Below are 18,889 nucleotides of genomic sequence, written 5' to 3' on the forward strand. Positions count from 1 at the left end.
AATGTGACTTTAAAAAAAATTAAATATTTTAAATACTACAACTCAAATTTAATCCCTTGAGATAACGGTAATTCTGTAGTATAATTTATAGTATTGGTCTGCCTTCTCATATATACTTTCCAAGCATCAGATCCAGATTCACGGCCACCGCCTGTATCTTTTTCACCTCCAAAAGCACCACCAATTTCAGCACCCGAAGTTCCAATATTTACATTAGCAATTCCACAATCTGATCCTTGAACGGATAAGAAACGCTCGGCTTCTCTTAAGTTATTTGTCATAATAGCTGACGATAATCCTTGAGCAACTTCATTCTGAATATCAATAGCATTTTCAACATCTCCCGAGTATTTCAATAAATATAGAACTGGAGCAAATGTTTCGTGTTGTACAATTTTAAAATTAGGTTTAGCTTCTGCAATAGCTGGTTTTACATAACAACCACTTTCAAAACCTACACCAGAGAGTACGCCACCTTCAACTATAATTCCACCGCCTTCTTCCAATACTTTCTCTAATGCATTGTTATACATATTTACGGCGTCGGTATCAATTAACGGCCCAACATGGTTATTTTCGTCTAAAGGATTTCCAATACGTAATTGCTTATAAGCATCTACAATAGCTGTTTTTACTTTATCATAAATATCCTCATGAATTATTAATCTTCTCGTTGATGTACAACGTTGTCCACAAGTACCAACCGCGCCAAAAACAGCACCAATGACCGTCATTTTTATATCGGCATCTGGTGTTACAATTATAGCATTATTACCCCCAAGCTCTAATAAAGTTTTACCTAAACGGCCTGCAACTTCCTGAGCTACAATTTTCCCCATACGTGTAGAACCCGTTGCAGAAATTAATGGAATTCTTTTGTCTTTCGTCATGAATTCACCAACCTTATAATCGCCATTTATTAAGCAAGAAATACCTTCGGGTAAATTATTTTCAGCAAAAACTTCGGCCGCTATATTTTGGCAAGCTATACCACAAAGCGGCGTTTTTTCGCTTGGCTTCCAAATACAAACATCACCACAAATCCATGCTAAAGCCGTATTCCAAGCCCAAACAGCTACCGGAAAATTAAAAGCTGAAATAATACCAACCACACCTAAAGCATGATATTGCTCGTACATGCGGTGGCCAGGACGCTCGGAATGCATGGTTAAACCATGAAGCTGACGCGATAAACCCACTGCAAAATCGCAGATGTCTATCATTTCTTGAACCTCTCCAAGACCTTCTTGATAACTCTTTCCCATTTCATAAGAAACAAGTTTACCTAAAGCCTCCTTTTTTTCTCTTAATTTATCACCAAACTGACGCACAATCTCTCCACGCTGTGGCGCGGGCATTGTACGCCACGTTTTAAAAGCAGTAGTTGCAGTTTGCATTACCACATCAAAATCGGCTTGAGAAGTTGTTTTAACTTTTCCTATTAATTGCCCATCTACAGGAGAAAAACTTTCAATAACAACACCATCATCTTCGTGCGAAAATTGGTTTGAACCTGTTGATGTCCCTTCATTTATATTTTGAACGCCTAAAGTTTTTAGCGCCTCGTGTATTCCAAATTTACTTGCTATAGATTCCATGAATTACGGATTTGTAGTTTTTATTTAATTTCTTTTACGAATATACTAATAAAAAGCCGTATTTGTTGATGTTTACTATTGAATTCAATTAAGAATAATCTTTCTTTTTTCGTTACAAAACCAAGCAAAATCATCAAAAACCTTTAACTTTATGAACAATTTAACAGAACCCAAAAACCTAAATATTAAAAAACGAACGTAATCTTATAAACAGCCCCTCCTGTTGCCCTCCCAAAAGCACGTTCATTTTCATTTAACACATCTATTTATGTCTTTCAAAAAGCTTTTAACCTTTGCCGTATTTGTTACTATTATTGCTTCATGTAAAAAGAAAGTGGTAGAAACCGATAATATTTTCAAATTTAGAGACTATATCAGTTACACCACATCGGGCAGAACTTCGGTAGCCAGTCCTATTCAAATTAATTTAACCAAACCTGTTGAGGGATGGGAAATGAATCAGGAAATTACAGACAATATTGTAACTATAAAACCGCATGTTGAAGGCAAACTTACCGTTGGCAACAACCATACTTTACTATTTACTCCCGACGAACATTTAGATCCAGACACAGAATATACAGTTACCGTAAAACTTGGCGATATTTATAAAAATATGCCGTCAGGCTATAAAGATTACACCTTTCAGTTTAAAACTATAACACCAAATTTTAATATTGAAACTAATAATTTACAATCCTACAGTAAAAAATGGCAATATATTGAAGGCGTAATAAAATCGGGTGATATTATTTCAATTAAAGATGCTAAAACTTTAGTTGAAGCATCGCAAAGCGGAAAAAAACTAAATATTGTTTTTAATGAAGCGAGCCAAGCTGCAAAATATTTCGAATTTAAAATTGATAGTATAAACCGAAAAATTGAAGATGATAACATTCTTGTAAAATGGAATGGAAATGCAATAAAAGCTAGTAATGAAGGTGAAAATACCATCGCTATTCCAGGGGTAAATAATTTTACTATTGTAGAAGTTGATGTTATTCAATCGCCAGAACAACACCTATCTATCAATTTTTCCGATCCTTTACAGAAACAACAAAACTTTGATGGTTTAGTAACCATTCAAAAAAGTAAAAACCCCAAATATATTGTAGATGGTAATGTTTTAAAAGTATATCCTTCTAGCAAATTAGTGGGCAACATTCAGGTTGATGTTTTTCAAGGTATTAAAAATACAGATGGTTATAAATTGAAAAAAACTTTTTCTGAAACCATCGCTTTCGAAGAGCTAAAACCTCAAGTTCGCTTAATTAATAGTGGTACTATTTTACCTAATTCCGAAGAATTAAAATTCAATTTTGAAGCTGTAAACTTAAGCGCCGTAGATGTGCGTGTTATCAAGATTTTCGAAGACAATGTGCTTCAACTTCTTCAAGATAACAACTTAAACACAAACAATAAATACGATATAAAAAAGGTTGGTAGACGTATTGCTAAAAAAACCATACAACTACAATCTGCAGCCGAAAACACAGGTAAATGGAAAGCTTACAGTATCGATTTATCACACTATTTTGAAGCCGATCCCGGAGCTATTTATCGCATTGAATTAAGTTATGAAAAAAGCTACTCGCTTTACGATTGCGAAGCTAACCCTAGTACTTCAAACTCTGAAGATGATGGCTACGATGATTATTACGAAGACGAAGAATATTATGAAGGTAATTATGCTGAAATAGATTCTGAAGACGAAGAATTACGCGAGGAAGCCTACTGGGATAACCTCACATACCGCTACAAAGATTACAGCTACAACTGGCGTGAAGAAAACAACCCTTGCCATGATGCTTACTACAACGAAAACAAAATTATATCACAAAATTTATTAGCCTCAAACCTTGGTGTTATAGCAAAACAAGGCGCAAACAATTCTTATTATTTTGCAGTAACTAATATTTTAAACACAGAACCAGAAGCTAACGCTAAGGTTACTATTTACAATTTCCAGCAACAAGAATTAGCAAGTAGAAATACCGATGAAACCGGATTAACTTTAATAGATTCTGATAAAAAAGCAGCTTTTGCTATTGTTTCAAAAGGAAAAAACACAACCTACATAAAGCTCCATGACGGAAACTCATTATCCTTAAGTAAGTTTGATGTTTCAGGAAATCGCTTACAACGTGGACTTAAAGGTTACATTTATGGAGAGCGTGGTGTATGGCGCCCTGGCGATACTTTACATTTAACTTTTATGCTTAATGATAACGCTAACAAATTACCTAGCGGACATCCTGTAAAGTTAGAAATTACTGACCCAAATGGTAAATTGGTTTACAAAAATGTAACTACAGATAACTTAAATAATGTTTTTAAATTTACCGTACCAACTGCACAAGAAGACAAAACAGGTCAATACAATGCTAAAGTTTCGGTTGGTGGTGCAACATTTTATAAAGGATTAAAAATTGAAACCGTTAAACCAAACCGATTAAAAATTAAAGTTGAATTTGAAGATGATATTCTAACAAGCAATACGCCTTTAAAAGGAACTTTAGATGTAAAATGGTTGCATGGTGCCGTTGGAAAAAACTTAAAAACAGAAATTAAAGCTAAGTTTAGCACAGCTTACACCGCTTTCGAAAACTACAAACAATACACGTTTAACGATCCTACGCGTAATTTTCAAACAGAAGAAACCATTATTTTTGATGGTAAAGTTGACGAAAATGGTTTAGCGACTATTAATAATAAACTTGCTATTGGTAAAAACGCGCCAGGCATGCTTAACGCTCAATTTTTGGTTCGCGCCTTCGAAAACGGCGGTGATTTCTCAATGGATGCTTTTACAAAACCATATGCACCTTACGAATCTTTTGTTGGTTTACGCTCACCTAAAGGCAATGCTTATGGATCATTTTTTACAGACGAAAATCAAGCTTTTGATATTGTTGTAGTCGATGCGAAAGGCAAACCAATAAAACGAAGCAACCTTGAGGTTAAAGTCTATAAAATAGAATGGCGTTGGTGGTGGAATTCATCTTATGATGATTTATCGAGTTACGTTTCTAGTAGCTACCATAAACCGTATTCTACCTCAAAAATAAATACGGATGCGAAAGGAAAAGGAACCTTCAACTTAAAAATCCCAAATAACGAGCGCGGGCGCTATTTAATTAGAATTTCCGATCCAGTGAGTGGCCATGCCACAGGGCGAACCGCTTATTTCTATAAAAACTGGTGGCAAAACTCGGGATCGACAAATAAAGAAGCTGCAAAAATGCTTATTTTCTCTGCCGATAAAGAAAAATATAATGTTGGCGAAACTGCGAAATTAACATTCGCTTCTGGCAGTGAAGGTCGTGCTTTAGTAAGTATTGAAAATGGCACCGAAGTTCTTGACACCAAATGGGTGAAAACTCAAAAAGGAGAAACTACTGTAGATGTTGGCATTACTCCAGATATGGCCCCAAACGTGTTTGTAAACATATCGCTTTTACAACCACATGCTATTTCGGCTAACGATTTACCAATTCGTTTATACGGAATCATTCCTATTATGGTAGAAGATCCAGAAACCAAACTGGAACCTCAACTTAATATGCCAAATACACTTCAACCGGAACAGAAATTCGACGTTCAAATTTCAGAAAAAAACAATAAAGCCATGACTTACACTATTGCTATGGTAGAAGAAGGCTTGCTAGATTTAACGCGTTTTAAAACGCCAAATGCATGGAATGAATTTTACAAACGTGAGGCTTTGGGTGTAAAAACATGGGATGTGTTTGATGATGTTATTGGTGCTTATTCTGGTAGTATCGATCAGGTTTTTGCCATAGGTGGTGATGGTAGTGCTGCCGGTGGAAAAAACAAAAAAGCCAACCGTTTTAAACCTGTTGTAACTTATTTAGGTCCTTTTAAACTAGAAGCCGGAGAAAAGAAAACCCACAGTATAAAATTACCAAATTACATTGGGGCTGTGCGTACTATGGTTGTTGCAGGTGATAATAAAAATGAAGCTTACGGAAGCACAGATAAATCTGTAGAAGTTAAAAAGCCTTTAATGGTTTTGGCAACGCTTCCGCGGAAATTGAGTCCTGGTGAGAAAGTAACGCTTCCAGTTACCGTTTTTGCTATGGAACCTAAAGTAAAAAATGTTAGCATTAGCTTAAAATTAAGTAATGGTATTTCGGTTGTTGGTGAACAGAAGAAAGTACTAACTTTTGCGAAGCCAGATGAACAAATGACGTATTTTGAACTCGATGTTAGCAAAGCAAAAGAGATAAATACGGTAGAAGTTATTGCAACTGGAAATGGTGAAAAATCGACTTATAAAGTAGAGTTAGATGTAGTAAACCCAAACCCAATAACATCTAAAACCATAGACAAAACATTAGAAGCCAATGCTAGTGAAACTTTAAACTTTTCAACCTTTGGTGTTAATGGAACAAATGGAGCAACTGTAGAGTTTTCAACTTTACCTCCAATGGATTTTTCTCGTCGATTACAATACCTTATTCAATATCCGCATGGTTGTGTAGAACAAACAACATCAAGCGTATTTCCGCAGTTATTTTTAGCAGATATTTTTGATCTTACTTTTGAAAAGAAAAAGGAAATTCAAACCAATATTGAAAAAGGCATTAAGCGCTTAGGGCATTTTCAAAGACCAAGTGGAGGTCTAAGTTATTGGATTGGCGAAAACGCCGCTAACGACTGGGGAACAAGTTACGCAGGGCATTTTATGCTAGAAGCAGAAAAGAAAGGTTTTGTTTTACCGTTAACATTTAAAAGTAACTGGATTAAATACCAAACACAAGCGGCTCGCGATTGGAGACCAAGTTACCGCAGTTATAATTCCGATTTAGCCCAAGCTTACCGTTTATACACCTTAGCTTTAGCTGGAAGTCCAGATTTATCAAGCATGAACCGTTTACGCGAGTTTAGCGAAATATCTAACGAAGCTAAATGGCGATTATCAGCCGCTTATGCTTTAGCCGGGCAAAAGGAAGCGAGTGATAATATTTCGCAATCGGCAAATATTAACTTCAAACCTTTAAAGAATAATTATTACACCTATGGCTCTGTAGATAGAAATCGTGCTATGGCTTTAGAAACTATGGTACTTACCAAAAATCCTAAAATGCGTGATCTAGCAGAAACCATTGCTAAAGATCTATCGAGCAATCGCTGGATGAGTACGCAAACCTCCGCCTTTAGTTTATTAGCAATGGCTAAAATGGTAAACGCTAACGGCGGAAAAGCATTAAGCTTAAGCTATTCTATTAATGGAAAAACAGAAACAATAACCACTAAAAGTGCAATTGCCTCACGAGAATTACAAGTGAATAATGGTGCCAATAGTATTACCCTTACCAACCAAAAAGATAATTTGGTTTATGTACGTGTTTTAAACTCCGGAAAACTACCTTTAGGTTCCGAAATCGCAGAGCAACGTGGTTTAAGTATTTCTGTAGCTTACAAAGATCTGGATGACAATAAAATAGACATTTCTAAATTACAACAAGGCCAAGATTTTCTTGCCACAGTACAGGTCAGTAATTTAAAAGATTATAACGTTAATGATATTGCATTAACCCAAATATTTCCATCGGGATGGGAAATTGTAAACACTAGATTTACAGCTTTTGGCAGTAGTACGACGAGCCAAGCTCGATTTACAGATATTCGTGATGATCGTGTAAATTTCTATTTCGATTTATCTGAAAAAGGAAAATATAGCACAAAAACATTTAATGTAATGCTGAATGCTGCTTACTTAGGAACTTACTATTTATATGGAGTACAAGCGGAAGCCATGTATGACAACGACTTTTTAGTAAGAACAAAAGGACAATGGATTGAGGTTAAAAAATAGCACTTAAACTAAAAAAGTCCCGATAGCATTTAAACGCTATCGGGACTTTTTTTTATATACCAGATATTAAAAATTATGTATCATTTCAATCCAAATGATAAATCTCCATAATATCATGTAGATACTTTTCAAAATTAATTTTTAAGTCAATTAGCTTTCCGGTATGTACATCAAACACCCAACCATGTACTTTTAAACCTCTATCTCTATAGGCTTTTTGTACTGTGGCTGTTTTAATAAGATTAACGCACTGTTCCTTTACATTTAACTCTACTAAACGATCGTATTTTCGCTCTTCGCATTCAATGCTATTTAATTCTAATTTATGAATTCTATATACATCACGAATATTACGCAACCAACCATTTAGCAAGCCTAAATCTTTAGACTGTAAAGCCGCTTTTACGCCGCCACAACCATAATGACCACAAACCACAACGTGATTTACTTTTAAATGAATTACAGCATACTCTACAACGCTCATAGCATTTAAATCGTTACCCGAAATCATGTTTGCAATATTTCTATGCACAAATACCTCACCTGGACCCAAACCCATTAAATCTTCCGCTGTTACACGGCTATCGCTACAGCCAATATATAATAACTCCGGATTTTGCCCTTTACCTAAATCTTCAAAATAATCTTTTGACGTTTCTAACTGCCTCTTAATCCAAGCTTCGTTATTTTCGAATACTTTATTTAAATCCATAGCTTATTATCTTTATTTCAGCGTAAGCAAAAACAGCTTAAATGCTATCTTTTATATTATTTTTAACCCACTGTAAACAAGATTTAAAATCTTTAAAAATATGTTCATTTGGAATAAAATCTGGAATAATATCAATACGTTCCATCATGTATCGTGGCTGTTTTAACAAGCCTACAAACAGCACTTCAACATTGTTTTTTTTAAGTTCCTGAAGCATATCTTCCATAGCATATAACCCCGTCTGATCCATATATTGCATGCGACCCAGCCTTAAAATAACGGTTTTTGCTGTATTCGGAATTTGCAATGTCAATGCCTGAAAATCGCTTGTAGACCCAAAGAACAAAGGCCCCTTAAGGTGTTTGATAAAAACTTCTTCTTTTAAATTTTCTGGAAAACCAACTTCGTCTGTCCAAGTTTCTTCTTTTAAAGATTTCACATCAGAACGCTCTGCTGTTAAGTCTCCAATTTTTTTCATGAACATTAATGATGCGATAATTAAACCAATACCTACAGCATAAATTAAATCCCAAAAAGTGGATAATAATAGAACAACAAGCATAATAAGCACTTCTGAACTTAGTTTTATTGGTCCGATTTTAATATCACGTGGTAAGCTAGGAATGGCTTTTAAACCTTTGTAATCCATAACTCCAATACCAACAGTTACTAAAATACCTGCTAACACAGCTGCTGGAATTTTTGATGCTACAGGCCCTAAAGCGAGCATAATTACTAATAGCATAATACCCGCAATCATTCCTGATAGTTTAGTTTTTCCACCTGCATTAATATTTACAACAGTACGAATGGTTGCACCTGCACCAGGAATACCTCCAAAAATAGAGGCGATAGTATTACCAATTCCCTGACCAATTAATTCCTTATTTGGCTTGTGTTTGGTTTTTGTCATATTATCTGCCACTACACTTGTTAAAAGTGAATCGATAGCTCCTAGAAGCGCCAAAGTAAGTGCTGTGAATATGTATGGTGTAATTTTACCAAGGCTGAAACTGGTGAACATTTCTAGATGCGGAATAGGAATTCCTCCTGGTATTTCAGAAATAGGTCGGTAACCTAAGTTAAATCCATAAGCGATTCCTGATACTACAACTAGTGCCACTAATGTGCTTGGTACCGCTTTAGTAATTCGCTTAAATCCATAAATTATAAATATGGTGGCAAGTGCTAAAACAAGTTCTAGCCAATTAATGTTTTGTAATGCTCGTGGCAATACTTTAAGAGCTCCAACCGTCCCAGAAGCTTCTTTGGCTGCTAAAGTTTGAGACTCATTTAATATTTGTTCTGGAGTAATTTTGGCTGCTTGGCTAATAGTTTCTTTAAAGTTTTCAAGAACTAGTATGCCTTCGCCAGCTTCTTCTTTTAAAATATTTTCTAGTATAACCTCTTCTGCGAGTGGTTTAAATTGTTCTACAAACTCAACATCTTCCTTTGGATAATACCCAATAGATGGTAAAATTTGTGTTAATAGAATAATAACACCAATAGCCGTCATGAACCCTGAAACTACCGGATATGGAATATATCTAATATATTTTCCTAGACCTAAAAGACCTAGACCAACTTGCATTAAGCCAGCTAACATAAAAACGGTTAAAATAGCAGGTAGTGCTTTTTCCACACTACCATCATTCGCAGCTACAATACCTGCAATAACAACCATACTTACGGCTGTCATTGGTGCTGTTGGACCAGAAATTTGCGTACTAGTACCTCCAAATAATGCTGCAAAAAAACTGATAAATATAGCACCATATAATCCAGCTTCCGGTCCTAAACCAGAAGAGACTCCAAAAGCTAAAGCTAATGGCAGTGCTACAATTCCCGCGGTAATTCCACCAAAGGCATCGCCTTTTATATTTGAAAATAAATTCTTCATATACTAATTTTAAACTTTTCCCTAAGTTAGCTTAAATTTTTAACGATTTAAAAAATTAAACTCACATTTTATTAGAAATTAACAAAAGCAATGACATTAATTTGATCCCTACCAGAGGTTTCGAAAAACTGATTCATATACCCCAATTCTAAACGTAATTGTTTAGAAAAGGTATAACCTAAACCACCATAAACACGATTTCTATCGAACACCGAAGATTCGGTATTTAAAAAGATTTCGTTGTAAGCAGATAGGTATAATGGACTGCTACCATCTTCCTTATACTGAAGTGGTATTTTGATACCTAAAAAATAGCGAAAACGCATTTTAAAATCAGCTTCCACAAAACGTTGTTCAAAACGATAACGATGGCTTAAACCAACCTTACCAATACTTTGTTTTGTAGTAAACTGTTGAAAAATACGATGCTCGTTTACCGATACTTTTTCGTCTGTGTCTCCAACATAATTTTCTGATAGGATATATCCATAACCTAACAAAACATTGTTTTTCTCATTAATATTATACCCCAAACCAGTACGTAACAACAACTGTTCTAAATCGCCAACAGCATTATAGTTTCTGTATTGTACCTCGTTGTGAATGTTCCATTTACTATTTAGTTTTTTGTTACCTATGTAAATAAGCCAATTCCCTAAATCGCTCTCTTGGGCCTGAGAAAATAAAGGCAGCATTAATACCAAAATTAATGCTGCCATATTCAACTTCTTCTTCATGTATTTTTATACTTAAAAGTTTTAATAAAAATTAACTGCTCCTGTATTTATATCATACATAGCACCAACAATTTTTATTTCTCCATTCTTTTCCATTTCGGTAAGTATTGGGCTTTCTGCGTGAATTCTATCGATTGTTAATTCAACATTCTTTTTAGATACACTATCAACAAAATCTAAATTTTTAGAATTTCTTAAACCTTCATCTTTAGGCTCTGAAACGGCATTTACCGCTGGAGTTATTTTTTCAATTAATTTAGTTAAGTTACCCATTTCAGCACCATCACAAGCACCTTTAATAGCACCACAACTTGTATGGCCTAACACTACAATTAATTTAGTACCAGCAAGTTTACAAGCAAACTCCATGCTTCCTAAAATATCTTCATTTACAAAGTTACCAGCAATACGCACACTAAAAACATCACCTAAACCTTGATCGAAAACTAACTCTGCAGATACTCTAGAATCAATACAGCTTAAAATTGTAGCAAAAGGGAATTGCCCTTCACTGGTATCATTTACTTGCTCTAGAAGGTTTCTATTTGCTTTTAAATTCCCTTGAAATCTTTCGTTTCCTTCTTTTAAAAATGCAATGGCTTTATCTGGCGTTAATGTCGCTTGTGTTTCTCTTGTATGTGCTTTCATAATATTTTATTATTTATTTTTTTAAACAGCTAATTTTTGTGTACTACCCGTTATAAATAGCGACACGTTAACATTGTTAATTAAGTTTTTAATTTCGGACTTATCATTTGCTGCAGCATCTGCTTTATCGGCACGATTTACAAACAATAAATTTACATGGTTTTTTTCTAAATAATCGGCTAATTTGTTAATGGTGTTATCATTTTTTTCAAACACATAATCAATAGCTTTATTTACAGCATTTTTATCGTCTGCAACGTCTTTGCTGTCTACCAAATTAAAGGACTTTAATGGTTTGGTTGTATTCGCAAGTACATCTTCCGAAAAGGCTTGATTAAAAACTTGAGACTTCCCGTTCAACAAACCAATTTGTAATTCGGTTTCTGGAGCAATCTCGTTTTTATTAGAAGTAATTAATACAGGCCCTTCGTGCATTTTTAGCACAAAATCGGTAATATTATCTCCTATCAAGCTAATTACTTTAGAACTTCTTTTACCTAGAACAATAACATCTGGCTTTGTTGCTTTTATATAAGCTTCAATTTCCGCTTTTATGTTACCAATTCCAAAATTAGAAGTAATATTAACATTATACGCCTTATTTAAAGGCGCTATGGTTTCTTTAATTTTATTTCGAGATTGGTTCTGTTCCTGATTTAATGTACGCATAGCCGATAACTGACTGTCGCTAGCAATAACATCGGTTGGCTTTTTTACATGAAATAAATCTACCTCAGCATTTATCATTTTTGATAAACTAACAGCACTTATAATCGTGCTGTTTGTATCCTTTTTTAAATCTGAAAGCACTAAGATTTTAAATTTCTTATTTTTCATAGTGATTTGATTTAGCTTAAACTTAGGTTAGACTTTTCTCTTTCGTTAAAAAACTTAATAAAACTTGATGGGTTTTCTACTACACCACGTTTAGAGACAAGTTTAATATCGATGTTTCTTTCCTCAGCCTTTAGCAAGAAATCTTCTAAAATTTCAATAATATCATTATCTAGGTACCTTGTTTTTATTAAGTTAATTTCTAAATAAGTATCAATAGGTAAGCTATCTAATTCTTTTAAAATGGCTCCTTTATTGAAAAAAGTAACTTCTTCCGCTAAGGTCATTTTAATTTTATGTTTTCCATTACTATTATCTTCAATATGAAGGAAATGCGAATTCTGGTAACTCTTTAAAAGAATAACTACAATACCTACAGCTAACCCTAAACCAATACCCCAAAGTAAATCGATAAATACAATACCTAAAACAGTAACTGTAAAAGGAATAGATTGTTTCCAACCCATTTTATGCATTTTAACAAACAAACTAGGCTTAGCTAATTTATAACCTACAACTAATAAAATTGCTGCTAACACAGACAACGGAATCATGTTTAGTAATTTTGGGATAACCACTACTGATATTAACAATAAAAAACCGTGAATAATAGTCGATAATTTAGACATACCACCAGATTGAATATTTGCAGAACTACGTACAATTACCTGTGTAACTGGCAAACCACCAATTAAACCAACAATAATATTACCCGTACCTTGTGCTAATAATTCGCGATTTGTAGGTGTTACGTTTTTATGCGGATCTAATTTATCGGTAGCCTCAACACTTAACAACGTTTCTAAACTAGCTACTAAAGCTATAGTAAAAGCTACAATCCATACATCTGGATTTGTAATTGCTGCAAAATTCGGAAAACTAAATTGACTAAGGAAAGAAGAAAAATCTTCTGGAATTGGCACACTCACTAAGTGTGATGGCGCAATACCTAACGTTTCGTGATCTTGCGTTACCGCAAAATAAACAATACCTAAAACAACAGCCACTAATGGCCCTTGGATTACTTGAAATATTTTAGCTTTTTTAGCAAGTACCTTATCCCAAAAAAGAATAATTCCTAAACCAATTAAACCAATAACTAGAGACCCTAAAATAATATGATCGGTAATATTTAATATTGCTGAAAACGTATTTTCACCAGAACTTTCAACAAAACTATCGGCACCTTCTAACTCGGCATCGTAACCAAAAAAGTGTGGTATTTGTTTTAAGATAATAATAATACCAATACCAGTTAACATCCCTTTTATTACTGAAGAAGGAAAATAATACCCAATAACTCCAGCTTTTAAAATGCTGAAAATAATTTGGATAACACCACCTAAAACAACTGCAACCAAAAAGTTTTCGTAACCACCTAAGGTGCCAATTGCAGTTAATACAATAGCAGCTAATCCGGCAGCTGGCCCACTAACTCCAAGTTTAGACCCACTTAAAGCACCAACAACAACACCACCGACAACACCGGCAATAACTCCTGAAAATAGTGGCGCACCACTAGCTAATGCAATACCTAAACATAATGGTAATGCAACGAAAAACACAACTATACTCGCAGGTAAGTCGCTCTTAATATTTTTAAACATAGACAAATTCACTTTGGCCGAAGCGTTAGTCTTCAGCAATTTTAATAATTTTTTAATAATCGAATGAAATTGAATACAACGATTCAATAACTAATAAATTATTAAGCGAATTTTGGGGGAGGAGAAATTAAATTAAGATACGGTTTCGAGTAATTTTTAACATAATAACTTAAATGAATTGCTTCTTCAGCTAAGCTAATAAAATCTTCGTGATCTTGTTTTTCTAGTATAATGTCTTGTACGTTTTTACTTTTTGGATGCCCATTTTCTTCTTCCTCTGCCATAGAGAAAAACAACGATATATCTACCGAATCATCAACCATAGCAATTATGGTTGGCGTCGATAAAAACACCACAAACGCAAATAAAAAGAATATAGAAACTAGGTTTCTCGACATTAATTTTTAAATTTTATCAACCGCTAATATACTATTTAATTTTTACGGTGATAAAAAACACTGTATTAAAATGCTGTTAATGTTTTAATGTCACCAGATGCAAGCCATCCCGTTTTACCATCAGACAGCTTTACTTTACTCCATTTATCAACAGAATCTATAACCTGAACTTTAGTACCTTCATGAAGTCTAAAAGATTCTTCACTACGCAAATTAGGCTCACTTTTAACCTGAGTTTCTTGAGCAAAAACTATGGCAGGCTTATCTTTTTTATCTAAAGCATACTTTTGAAAAGCAAACGCTAAACTTACAAATAACAAGATGAGTGATAATACACTACCAATAAAAGTTAAACGCTTACGAACTGTAGAATAAGCGAAATAATAGATTAAAAACAGTATTACAAAAAGAAAGACTAGTACTACTGCTGTTTTAGCCCAGTCATCAAAACTCATGCTGTGCGTTATGCTTTTAAACAACTTAGAGAAACCAACCTCCGGCACCACACCTATGGCATCTACCGTCATGTTTTTAGCAAAGGCTAAGTTATTTTTAATGTCTTTATCATTTGGAGCTAACTGCAATGCTTTTTCATAATAGAATATGCTTGGCGCAATATTATTAAGCTTGTAATGCGCGTTTGCAAGATTATAATACAAATCGGCAGAATGTTTTTTAGTATTTAAAATAGCATCATATTTCTGAATAGCCTCCGCGTATTTACCTTCATTATACAAGGTATTACCTTGCTTAAAAAGCGCATCGCTTTGTGCAAATAATCCAAAACTGAACAAAAACGAAAGTATGTATAGTAACTTCTTCATGTTAACGCGCTTGTTTATCAATTAACGAAATAGTTTTAGCTGCTTTATCATAATCGACTTGCATTGTAACAATATCGATTGGAGTATAACGTGCTAACTCACAACTCTCTAAAATTCCTTTAAAATCTTTTATTACCTCAGCATCTACTTCCTTCTTCAAGAGTAATTCTTCAATTTTATCCTTACTTAATTCGTTGGTTTCTATGTGTAATTTTGCTTTTAAATAATTATGCAATGCTTTCTCTAAAGCGATATAAAAGGCTTCTTTTTGACCTAAAGATTTTTTAGCATTACTTAAATATTTCTTAGCAAGTTTATCAGCTTTTCTAATGCGGTTTCCATACACATCAGCATCACGACTTGCTTTTTTATTACGGAAAATAATTGCAATTGGAATCAACAGAAACGGCAGTAATAACAAGTTCCAAAATAAATTGGTTTTAAAAAAATAGTTTGGTGTAATACTCGTAAAATTAGTTTTAGTTTTTATGAAAGCAAATTGGTCGTTATTTAAAACCACAGCTTGTTTATTACTAGCAGTGTTAGTCTCGCTAGTATTTACATTATTTAACGGACCATTTTGAACATCGATTATAATTTCATCTGAATTTAATCTTTTGTACGACTTGGTTTTTAAATCGAAATAAGAAAAAGAAATACTCGGTATTGGATATTTACCCTTATACTGAGGCACTACGGTATAACTATCGGAAATATCACCTTGCATACCCGCAGAATTTGTTTTAACATTCTCGGCATGTTCTGGCTCATAAACTTCTAAAGAACTTGGTAATGACAGCTTAGGCAACTTAAATAGTTTTAAATTTCCGTTACCTTTTACCCCAACTTTTATTTGAAGTGATTCTGAAGCATCTAGCACTTGTTTAGAACTCGTTACATCGAAACTAAAGCTACCAACGGCACCTGTAAAATCTGCTGGCTTACCTTGTTCTGGCAATGGCTTAACAGAAATAGTCTGGTTACCTGCTGATACTACTTTGCTAACACGCGTCATTATAGAGCCACCAAAAATATCACGACGATTGGTTGGCACACGCATAGAAAGGTTTAAGGTAAGCGGCTCTATATTTAGTTCACCCGTTTTTTGCGGATATAGCACTGTTTTACGAAGCACTAAATAGCGATAATCTTCACCTTTATAAGTTCCGTTTTGAACTTTTTGTCCTTGTGTATTAATGTTCTGGCTCCAAAAATCGTTATATCTTGGACTGTCTATTTCGTTCCAGTTATCTACAGCGATATTAGGTGAGACATAAAGCTTATAAACTACAGAAATAGCTTCATTTAAGTACGGATTGGTTTTAGATATTTCGGCAACTAAATGAATGTTTTCTGAAGCAATAAAGTTTGGATCGTTCGGGTCCTTAGGTTTATCTACAGCTGCGGTAACTGTAACTTTTACAGGAACCGTTTTGTACACCGTACCATCTATAACAATAGTAGCTTGAGAAACCGTGAAATTACCTCGGCTTTTTGGCGTTAAAAAGTATGTGTATGTTTTTTTATAAGTACGCACACCATTAATCCAGGAGTTACTTACGGATTGGTTGGGCCCACTAACATTAAAGTTTGAAAAATCGGGCGGTGTAAAATTATCGCCATCCTTATTCATTTCAAAATCGATACGTAAACGCTCGTTTAACCCCAATGATTTCTTACTGACCTTAGCTTCAAATTTAACCTGAGCAGAAGCCATACTTGTAATTAGTATGAAAAATATTATGGATATGTGTTTTACTAATTTCATGTTTTAAACTTAAAAATCTTTCCGAATTTTAAAATACTTTAGACTACTGAAAACGGACTGCTAAACTACCAATCCTTATCGGTTTTAACCTTAACACCCTTTACTTTTTCGGCATTCATTTTTTCTTGAACAGCTTGCTCTTGATTATTCATGGCTTCCAGCAAGTTTTTTATTTGCTGTGGAGACATTTGCCCTGGCTGCGGTTTTGGCTGTTGTTGCTCTTTTTTATCTTGATCACCATCTTTGCCTTTATCTTCCTTTTCATCTTTAGGCTTGCCCTCATCGTCTTTTTTATCATCGCCTTCTTTCTTGTCTTTATCGCCTTCGTCCTTCTTATCGTCTTTGTTCTCGTCGTCGCCTTTATCTTTATTTTCCTTATCTTCTTTATTGTCTTTATTATCCTTCTCGTCCTTTTGATCTTCGTTTTTATCTTTTTTATCGTCCTGATTTTGGTCTTCCTGATTTTGCTGCTCCTTAGCGCATTCTTTAGCCAAGCCTAAGTTGTAACGTGTTTCATCATCTGCAGGATTATTTCTTAACGCACTTTTAAAAGCTTCAACAGCTTCTTTACATTTTTTACCTTTCATTAAAATAGTTCCTATGTTATGGAATGCTTTATGTTTTTCAGATTTTGATGTTGCTGTTGTAGCAGCCTGTTCTAAACGAAATACAGCCTCATCAAAACTTCCTTTTGTATAATAGGCATTACCTAAATTATAAGCGCCTGCAATACTTTTTGGGTTTTCTGAAATAGCTTTTCTATATTCCATTTCGGCTAAAACATAATCGTCCTCATTCACTAAGTTATTCCCTTCGTAAACAAAATCGTTGGCTTTTTTAAGCGCTAATAACTGTGCCTTTTCTTCTTCTTGAGAAAAAGAAGACAGACTTACCAATAAAACTATAAGTGTTGCTAAGTATTTCATTTTTAAATTCTTCTATCTAAGATAAAAAACTCAGATTTTTTTGTTGTTAATGAAACTATAAATTCTCATTAAATAAATTCAATTTTTTCAACCAACCTGTTTTTCTTTCTAACAAGAAAACATCTATTAGTAATAAGAAAATCCCTAAGCCTAAAAACCACTGAAATTGATCTTTAAAATCGGCGAATTGTTTGGCCTCAAACTCTGTTTTGTCCATACCGTTTAATATCTCACGAATATGCTCGACAACATCATTTGTGTTTTTCCCGTTAATGTAAGCACCATTAGCTTCTTCGGCAATTTTCTTTAAGGTATCTTCATTTAAACGTGTAATTACCGTTTCACCTTGATTGTCTTTTTTATAATTTAAAACAATACCATTTCTTTTAATAGGAATTGGACCTCCCTTTAAATCACCAACACCAATGGTAAATATCTTGATACCTTGTTCACTAGCTTGTTCAGCGTAAGCTAAAGCATCTTCACTATGATCTTCCCCATCTGAAATAATGATTAAAACACGATTGGTTTGCTCTTCATTATCAAAATAAGTGGTTGCTAATTTTATGGCTTCGTTAATTGCTGTTCCTTGTGATGACAACATATCGGTATTCATGTTGTTTAAAAACATTTTAGCCGATCCATAATCTGTAGTTATAGGTAACTGCGGAAATGCTTTACCTGCGTATGCAATAATACCAACACGATCACTGGCTAAATTATTGATAATTTGCGTTACCAATTGTTTAGATTTCTCTAACCTGTTTGGCGCAATATCTTCGGCTAACATACTTTTAGAAACATCGACTGCAAAAACAATATCGACCCCCTCACGTTTTACCGTTTCTAGTTTTGTACCCACTTTTGGGTTTACCAAAGCAATGGTTAAACACAAAAAAGCCAAACTTAAAACCACCACTTTTAAAATAGATTTAAACAACGATTTATTCGGGCTTAAACGCTTTAAAAGTTCTTTATCGGCAAACTTTTTTTGTGTACGGTATCTCCAAAATTGAAGTAACAAAAACAGCACAATTATTACAGGAATAATTGCTAGCGTCCAAAACCATATTTTTTCTTCTAATTGAAACATGT

Annotated in this window: 14 protein-coding genes; 2 read left to right on the forward strand and 12 right to left on the reverse strand. The window is 34.1% G+C overall.

Annotated elements, in window-relative coordinates; translation table 11 throughout:
* Positions 1-35 precede the first annotated feature (35 nt).
* Complete coding sequence (locus GQR98_RS05475) at positions 36-1,598, reverse strand: aldehyde dehydrogenase family protein (RefSeq protein WP_159018626.1); 1,563 nt, start codon at positions 1,596-1,598, stop codon at positions 36-38.
* A gap of 268 nt (positions 1,599-1,866) precedes the next feature.
* On the opposite strand from GQR98_RS05475, the gene GQR98_RS05480 reads away from it, so the two are divergent.
* Complete coding sequence (locus GQR98_RS05480; RefSeq protein WP_159018627.1) at positions 1,867-7,440, forward strand: Ig-like domain-containing alpha-2-macroglobulin family protein; 5,574 nt, start codon at positions 1,867-1,869, stop codon at positions 7,438-7,440.
* 85 nt (positions 7,441-7,525) lie between these two features.
* Here GQR98_RS05480 and GQR98_RS05485 read toward each other — a convergent pair whose 3' ends face one another.
* The 3 genes from GQR98_RS05485 to GQR98_RS05495 all read right to left on the reverse strand — a co-directional run bounded on the left by GQR98_RS05485 (position 7,526) and on the right by GQR98_RS05495 (position 10,771).
* Positions 7,526-8,152 carry a carbonic anhydrase gene (locus GQR98_RS05485; protein WP_159018628.1) on the reverse strand — a complete coding sequence of 209 codons (627 nt, stop codon included), beginning with the start codon at positions 8,150-8,152 and terminating at the stop codon, positions 7,526-7,528.
* 37 nt (positions 8,153-8,189) lie between these two features.
* On the reverse strand, positions 8,190-10,052 hold the full coding sequence (locus GQR98_RS05490; RefSeq protein WP_159018629.1) for a SulP family inorganic anion transporter: 1,863 nt from the start codon (positions 10,050-10,052) through the stop codon (positions 8,190-8,192).
* Positions 10,053-10,123: 71 nt separating this feature from the next.
* On the reverse strand, positions 10,124-10,771 hold the full coding sequence (locus GQR98_RS05495) for a DUF2490 domain-containing protein (RefSeq protein WP_233268106.1): 648 nt from the start codon (positions 10,769-10,771) through the stop codon (positions 10,124-10,126).
* On the opposite strand from GQR98_RS05495, the gene GQR98_RS19125 reads away from it, so the two are divergent.
* Complete coding sequence (locus GQR98_RS19125) at positions 10,758-10,805, forward strand: hypothetical protein (protein ID WP_227805568.1); 48 nt, start codon at positions 10,758-10,760, stop codon at positions 10,803-10,805. The genes GQR98_RS05495 and GQR98_RS19125 overlap by 14 nt on opposite strands.
* Positions 10,806-10,810: 5 nt before the next feature.
* Here the strand turns inward: GQR98_RS19125 and GQR98_RS05500 are convergent, their stop codons facing one another.
* From GQR98_RS05500 to GQR98_RS05535, 8 genes are all read right to left on the reverse strand, one after another.
* The gene (locus GQR98_RS05500) at positions 10,811-11,437 is read right to left on the reverse strand and encodes a carbonic anhydrase family protein (RefSeq protein WP_159018631.1); all 627 of its coding nucleotides are present in this window, start codon (positions 11,435-11,437) and stop codon (positions 10,811-10,813) included.
* A gap of 21 nt (positions 11,438-11,458) precedes the next feature.
* A complete protein-coding gene (locus GQR98_RS05505; RefSeq protein WP_159018632.1) occupies positions 11,459-12,274 on the reverse strand; it encodes a universal stress protein in 816 nt (271 codons plus the stop codon).
* Between the two features lie 11 nt (positions 12,275-12,285).
* Positions 12,286-13,878, reverse strand: a complete 1,593-nt coding sequence (locus GQR98_RS05510; protein WP_159021095.1) for a SulP family inorganic anion transporter — start codon at positions 13,876-13,878, stop codon at positions 12,286-12,288.
* A gap of 101 nt (positions 13,879-13,979) precedes the next feature.
* A complete protein-coding gene (locus GQR98_RS05515; protein ID WP_159018633.1) occupies positions 13,980-14,276 on the reverse strand; it encodes a hypothetical protein in 297 nt (98 codons plus the stop codon).
* A 65-nt stretch (positions 14,277-14,341) separates the two neighbouring features.
* The gene (locus tag GQR98_RS05520; RefSeq protein WP_159018634.1) at positions 14,342-15,100 is read right to left on the reverse strand and encodes a tetratricopeptide repeat protein; all 759 of its coding nucleotides are present in this window, start codon (positions 15,098-15,100) and stop codon (positions 14,342-14,344) included.
* Between the two features lies 1 nt (position 15,101).
* Entirely contained in the window at positions 15,102-16,868 is a 1,767-nt protein-coding gene (locus tag GQR98_RS05525; RefSeq protein ID WP_159018635.1) for a BatD family protein, read from the reverse strand.
* A gap of 65 nt (positions 16,869-16,933) precedes the next feature.
* Entirely contained in the window at positions 16,934-17,794 is an 861-nt protein-coding gene (locus GQR98_RS05530) for a tetratricopeptide repeat protein (RefSeq protein ID WP_159018636.1), read from the reverse strand.
* Between the two features lie 55 nt (positions 17,795-17,849).
* Complete coding sequence (locus GQR98_RS05535) at positions 17,850-18,887, reverse strand: vWA domain-containing protein (protein ID WP_042496050.1); 1,038 nt, start codon at positions 18,885-18,887, stop codon at positions 17,850-17,852.
* Between the last annotated feature and the right edge of the window lie 2 nt (positions 18,888-18,889).

It is taken from the genome of Algibacter sp. L3A6, from assembly GCF_009796825.1.
Classification (GTDB): Bacteria; Bacteroidota; Bacteroidia; order Flavobacteriales; family Flavobacteriaceae; genus Algibacter.

Bases quoted from the DNA above. Each gene is read 5' to 3' on its own strand.
- GQR98_RS05530 (WP_159018636.1), bottom strand. From the start codon at position 17,794: ATGAAATACTTAGCAACACTTATAGTTTTATTGGTAAGTCTGTCTTCT.
- GQR98_RS05525 (WP_159018635.1), bottom strand. From the start codon at position 16,868: ATGAAATTAGTAAAACACATATCCATAATATTTTTCATACTAATTACA.
- GQR98_RS05490 (WP_159018629.1), bottom strand. From the start codon at position 10,052: ATGAAGAATTTATTTTCAAATATAAAAGGCGATGCCTTTGGTGGAATT.
- GQR98_RS05485 (WP_159018628.1), bottom strand. From the start codon at position 8,152: ATGGATTTAAATAAAGTATTCGAAAATAACGAAGCTTGGATTAAGAGG.
- GQR98_RS05535 (WP_042496050.1), bottom strand. From the start codon at position 18,887: ATGTTTCAATTAGAAGAAAAAATATGGTTTTGGACGCTAGCAATTATT.
- GQR98_RS05515 (WP_159018633.1), bottom strand. From the start codon at position 14,276: ATGTCGAGAAACCTAGTTTCTATATTCTTTTTATTTGCGTTTGTGGTG.
- GQR98_RS05480 (WP_159018627.1), top strand. From the start codon at position 1,867: ATGTCTTTCAAAAAGCTTTTAACCTTTGCCGTATTTGTTACTATTATT.
- GQR98_RS05500 (WP_159018631.1), bottom strand. From the start codon at position 11,437: ATGAAAGCACATACAAGAGAAACACAAGCGACATTAACGCCAGATAAA.
- GQR98_RS05475 (WP_159018626.1), bottom strand. From the start codon at position 1,598: ATGGAATCTATAGCAAGTAAATTTGGAATACACGAGGCGCTAAAAACT.
- GQR98_RS05495 (WP_233268106.1), bottom strand. From the start codon at position 10,771: ATGGCAGCATTAATTTTGGTATTAATGCTGCCTTTATTTTCTCAGGCC.
- GQR98_RS05505 (WP_159018632.1), bottom strand. From the start codon at position 12,274: ATGAAAAATAAGAAATTTAAAATCTTAGTGCTTTCAGATTTAAAAAAG.
- GQR98_RS05520 (WP_159018634.1), bottom strand. From the start codon at position 15,100: ATGAAGAAGTTACTATACATACTTTCGTTTTTGTTCAGTTTTGGATTA.
- GQR98_RS05510 (WP_159021095.1), bottom strand. From the start codon at position 13,878: ATGTTTAAAAATATTAAGAGCGACTTACCTGCGAGTATAGTTGTGTTT.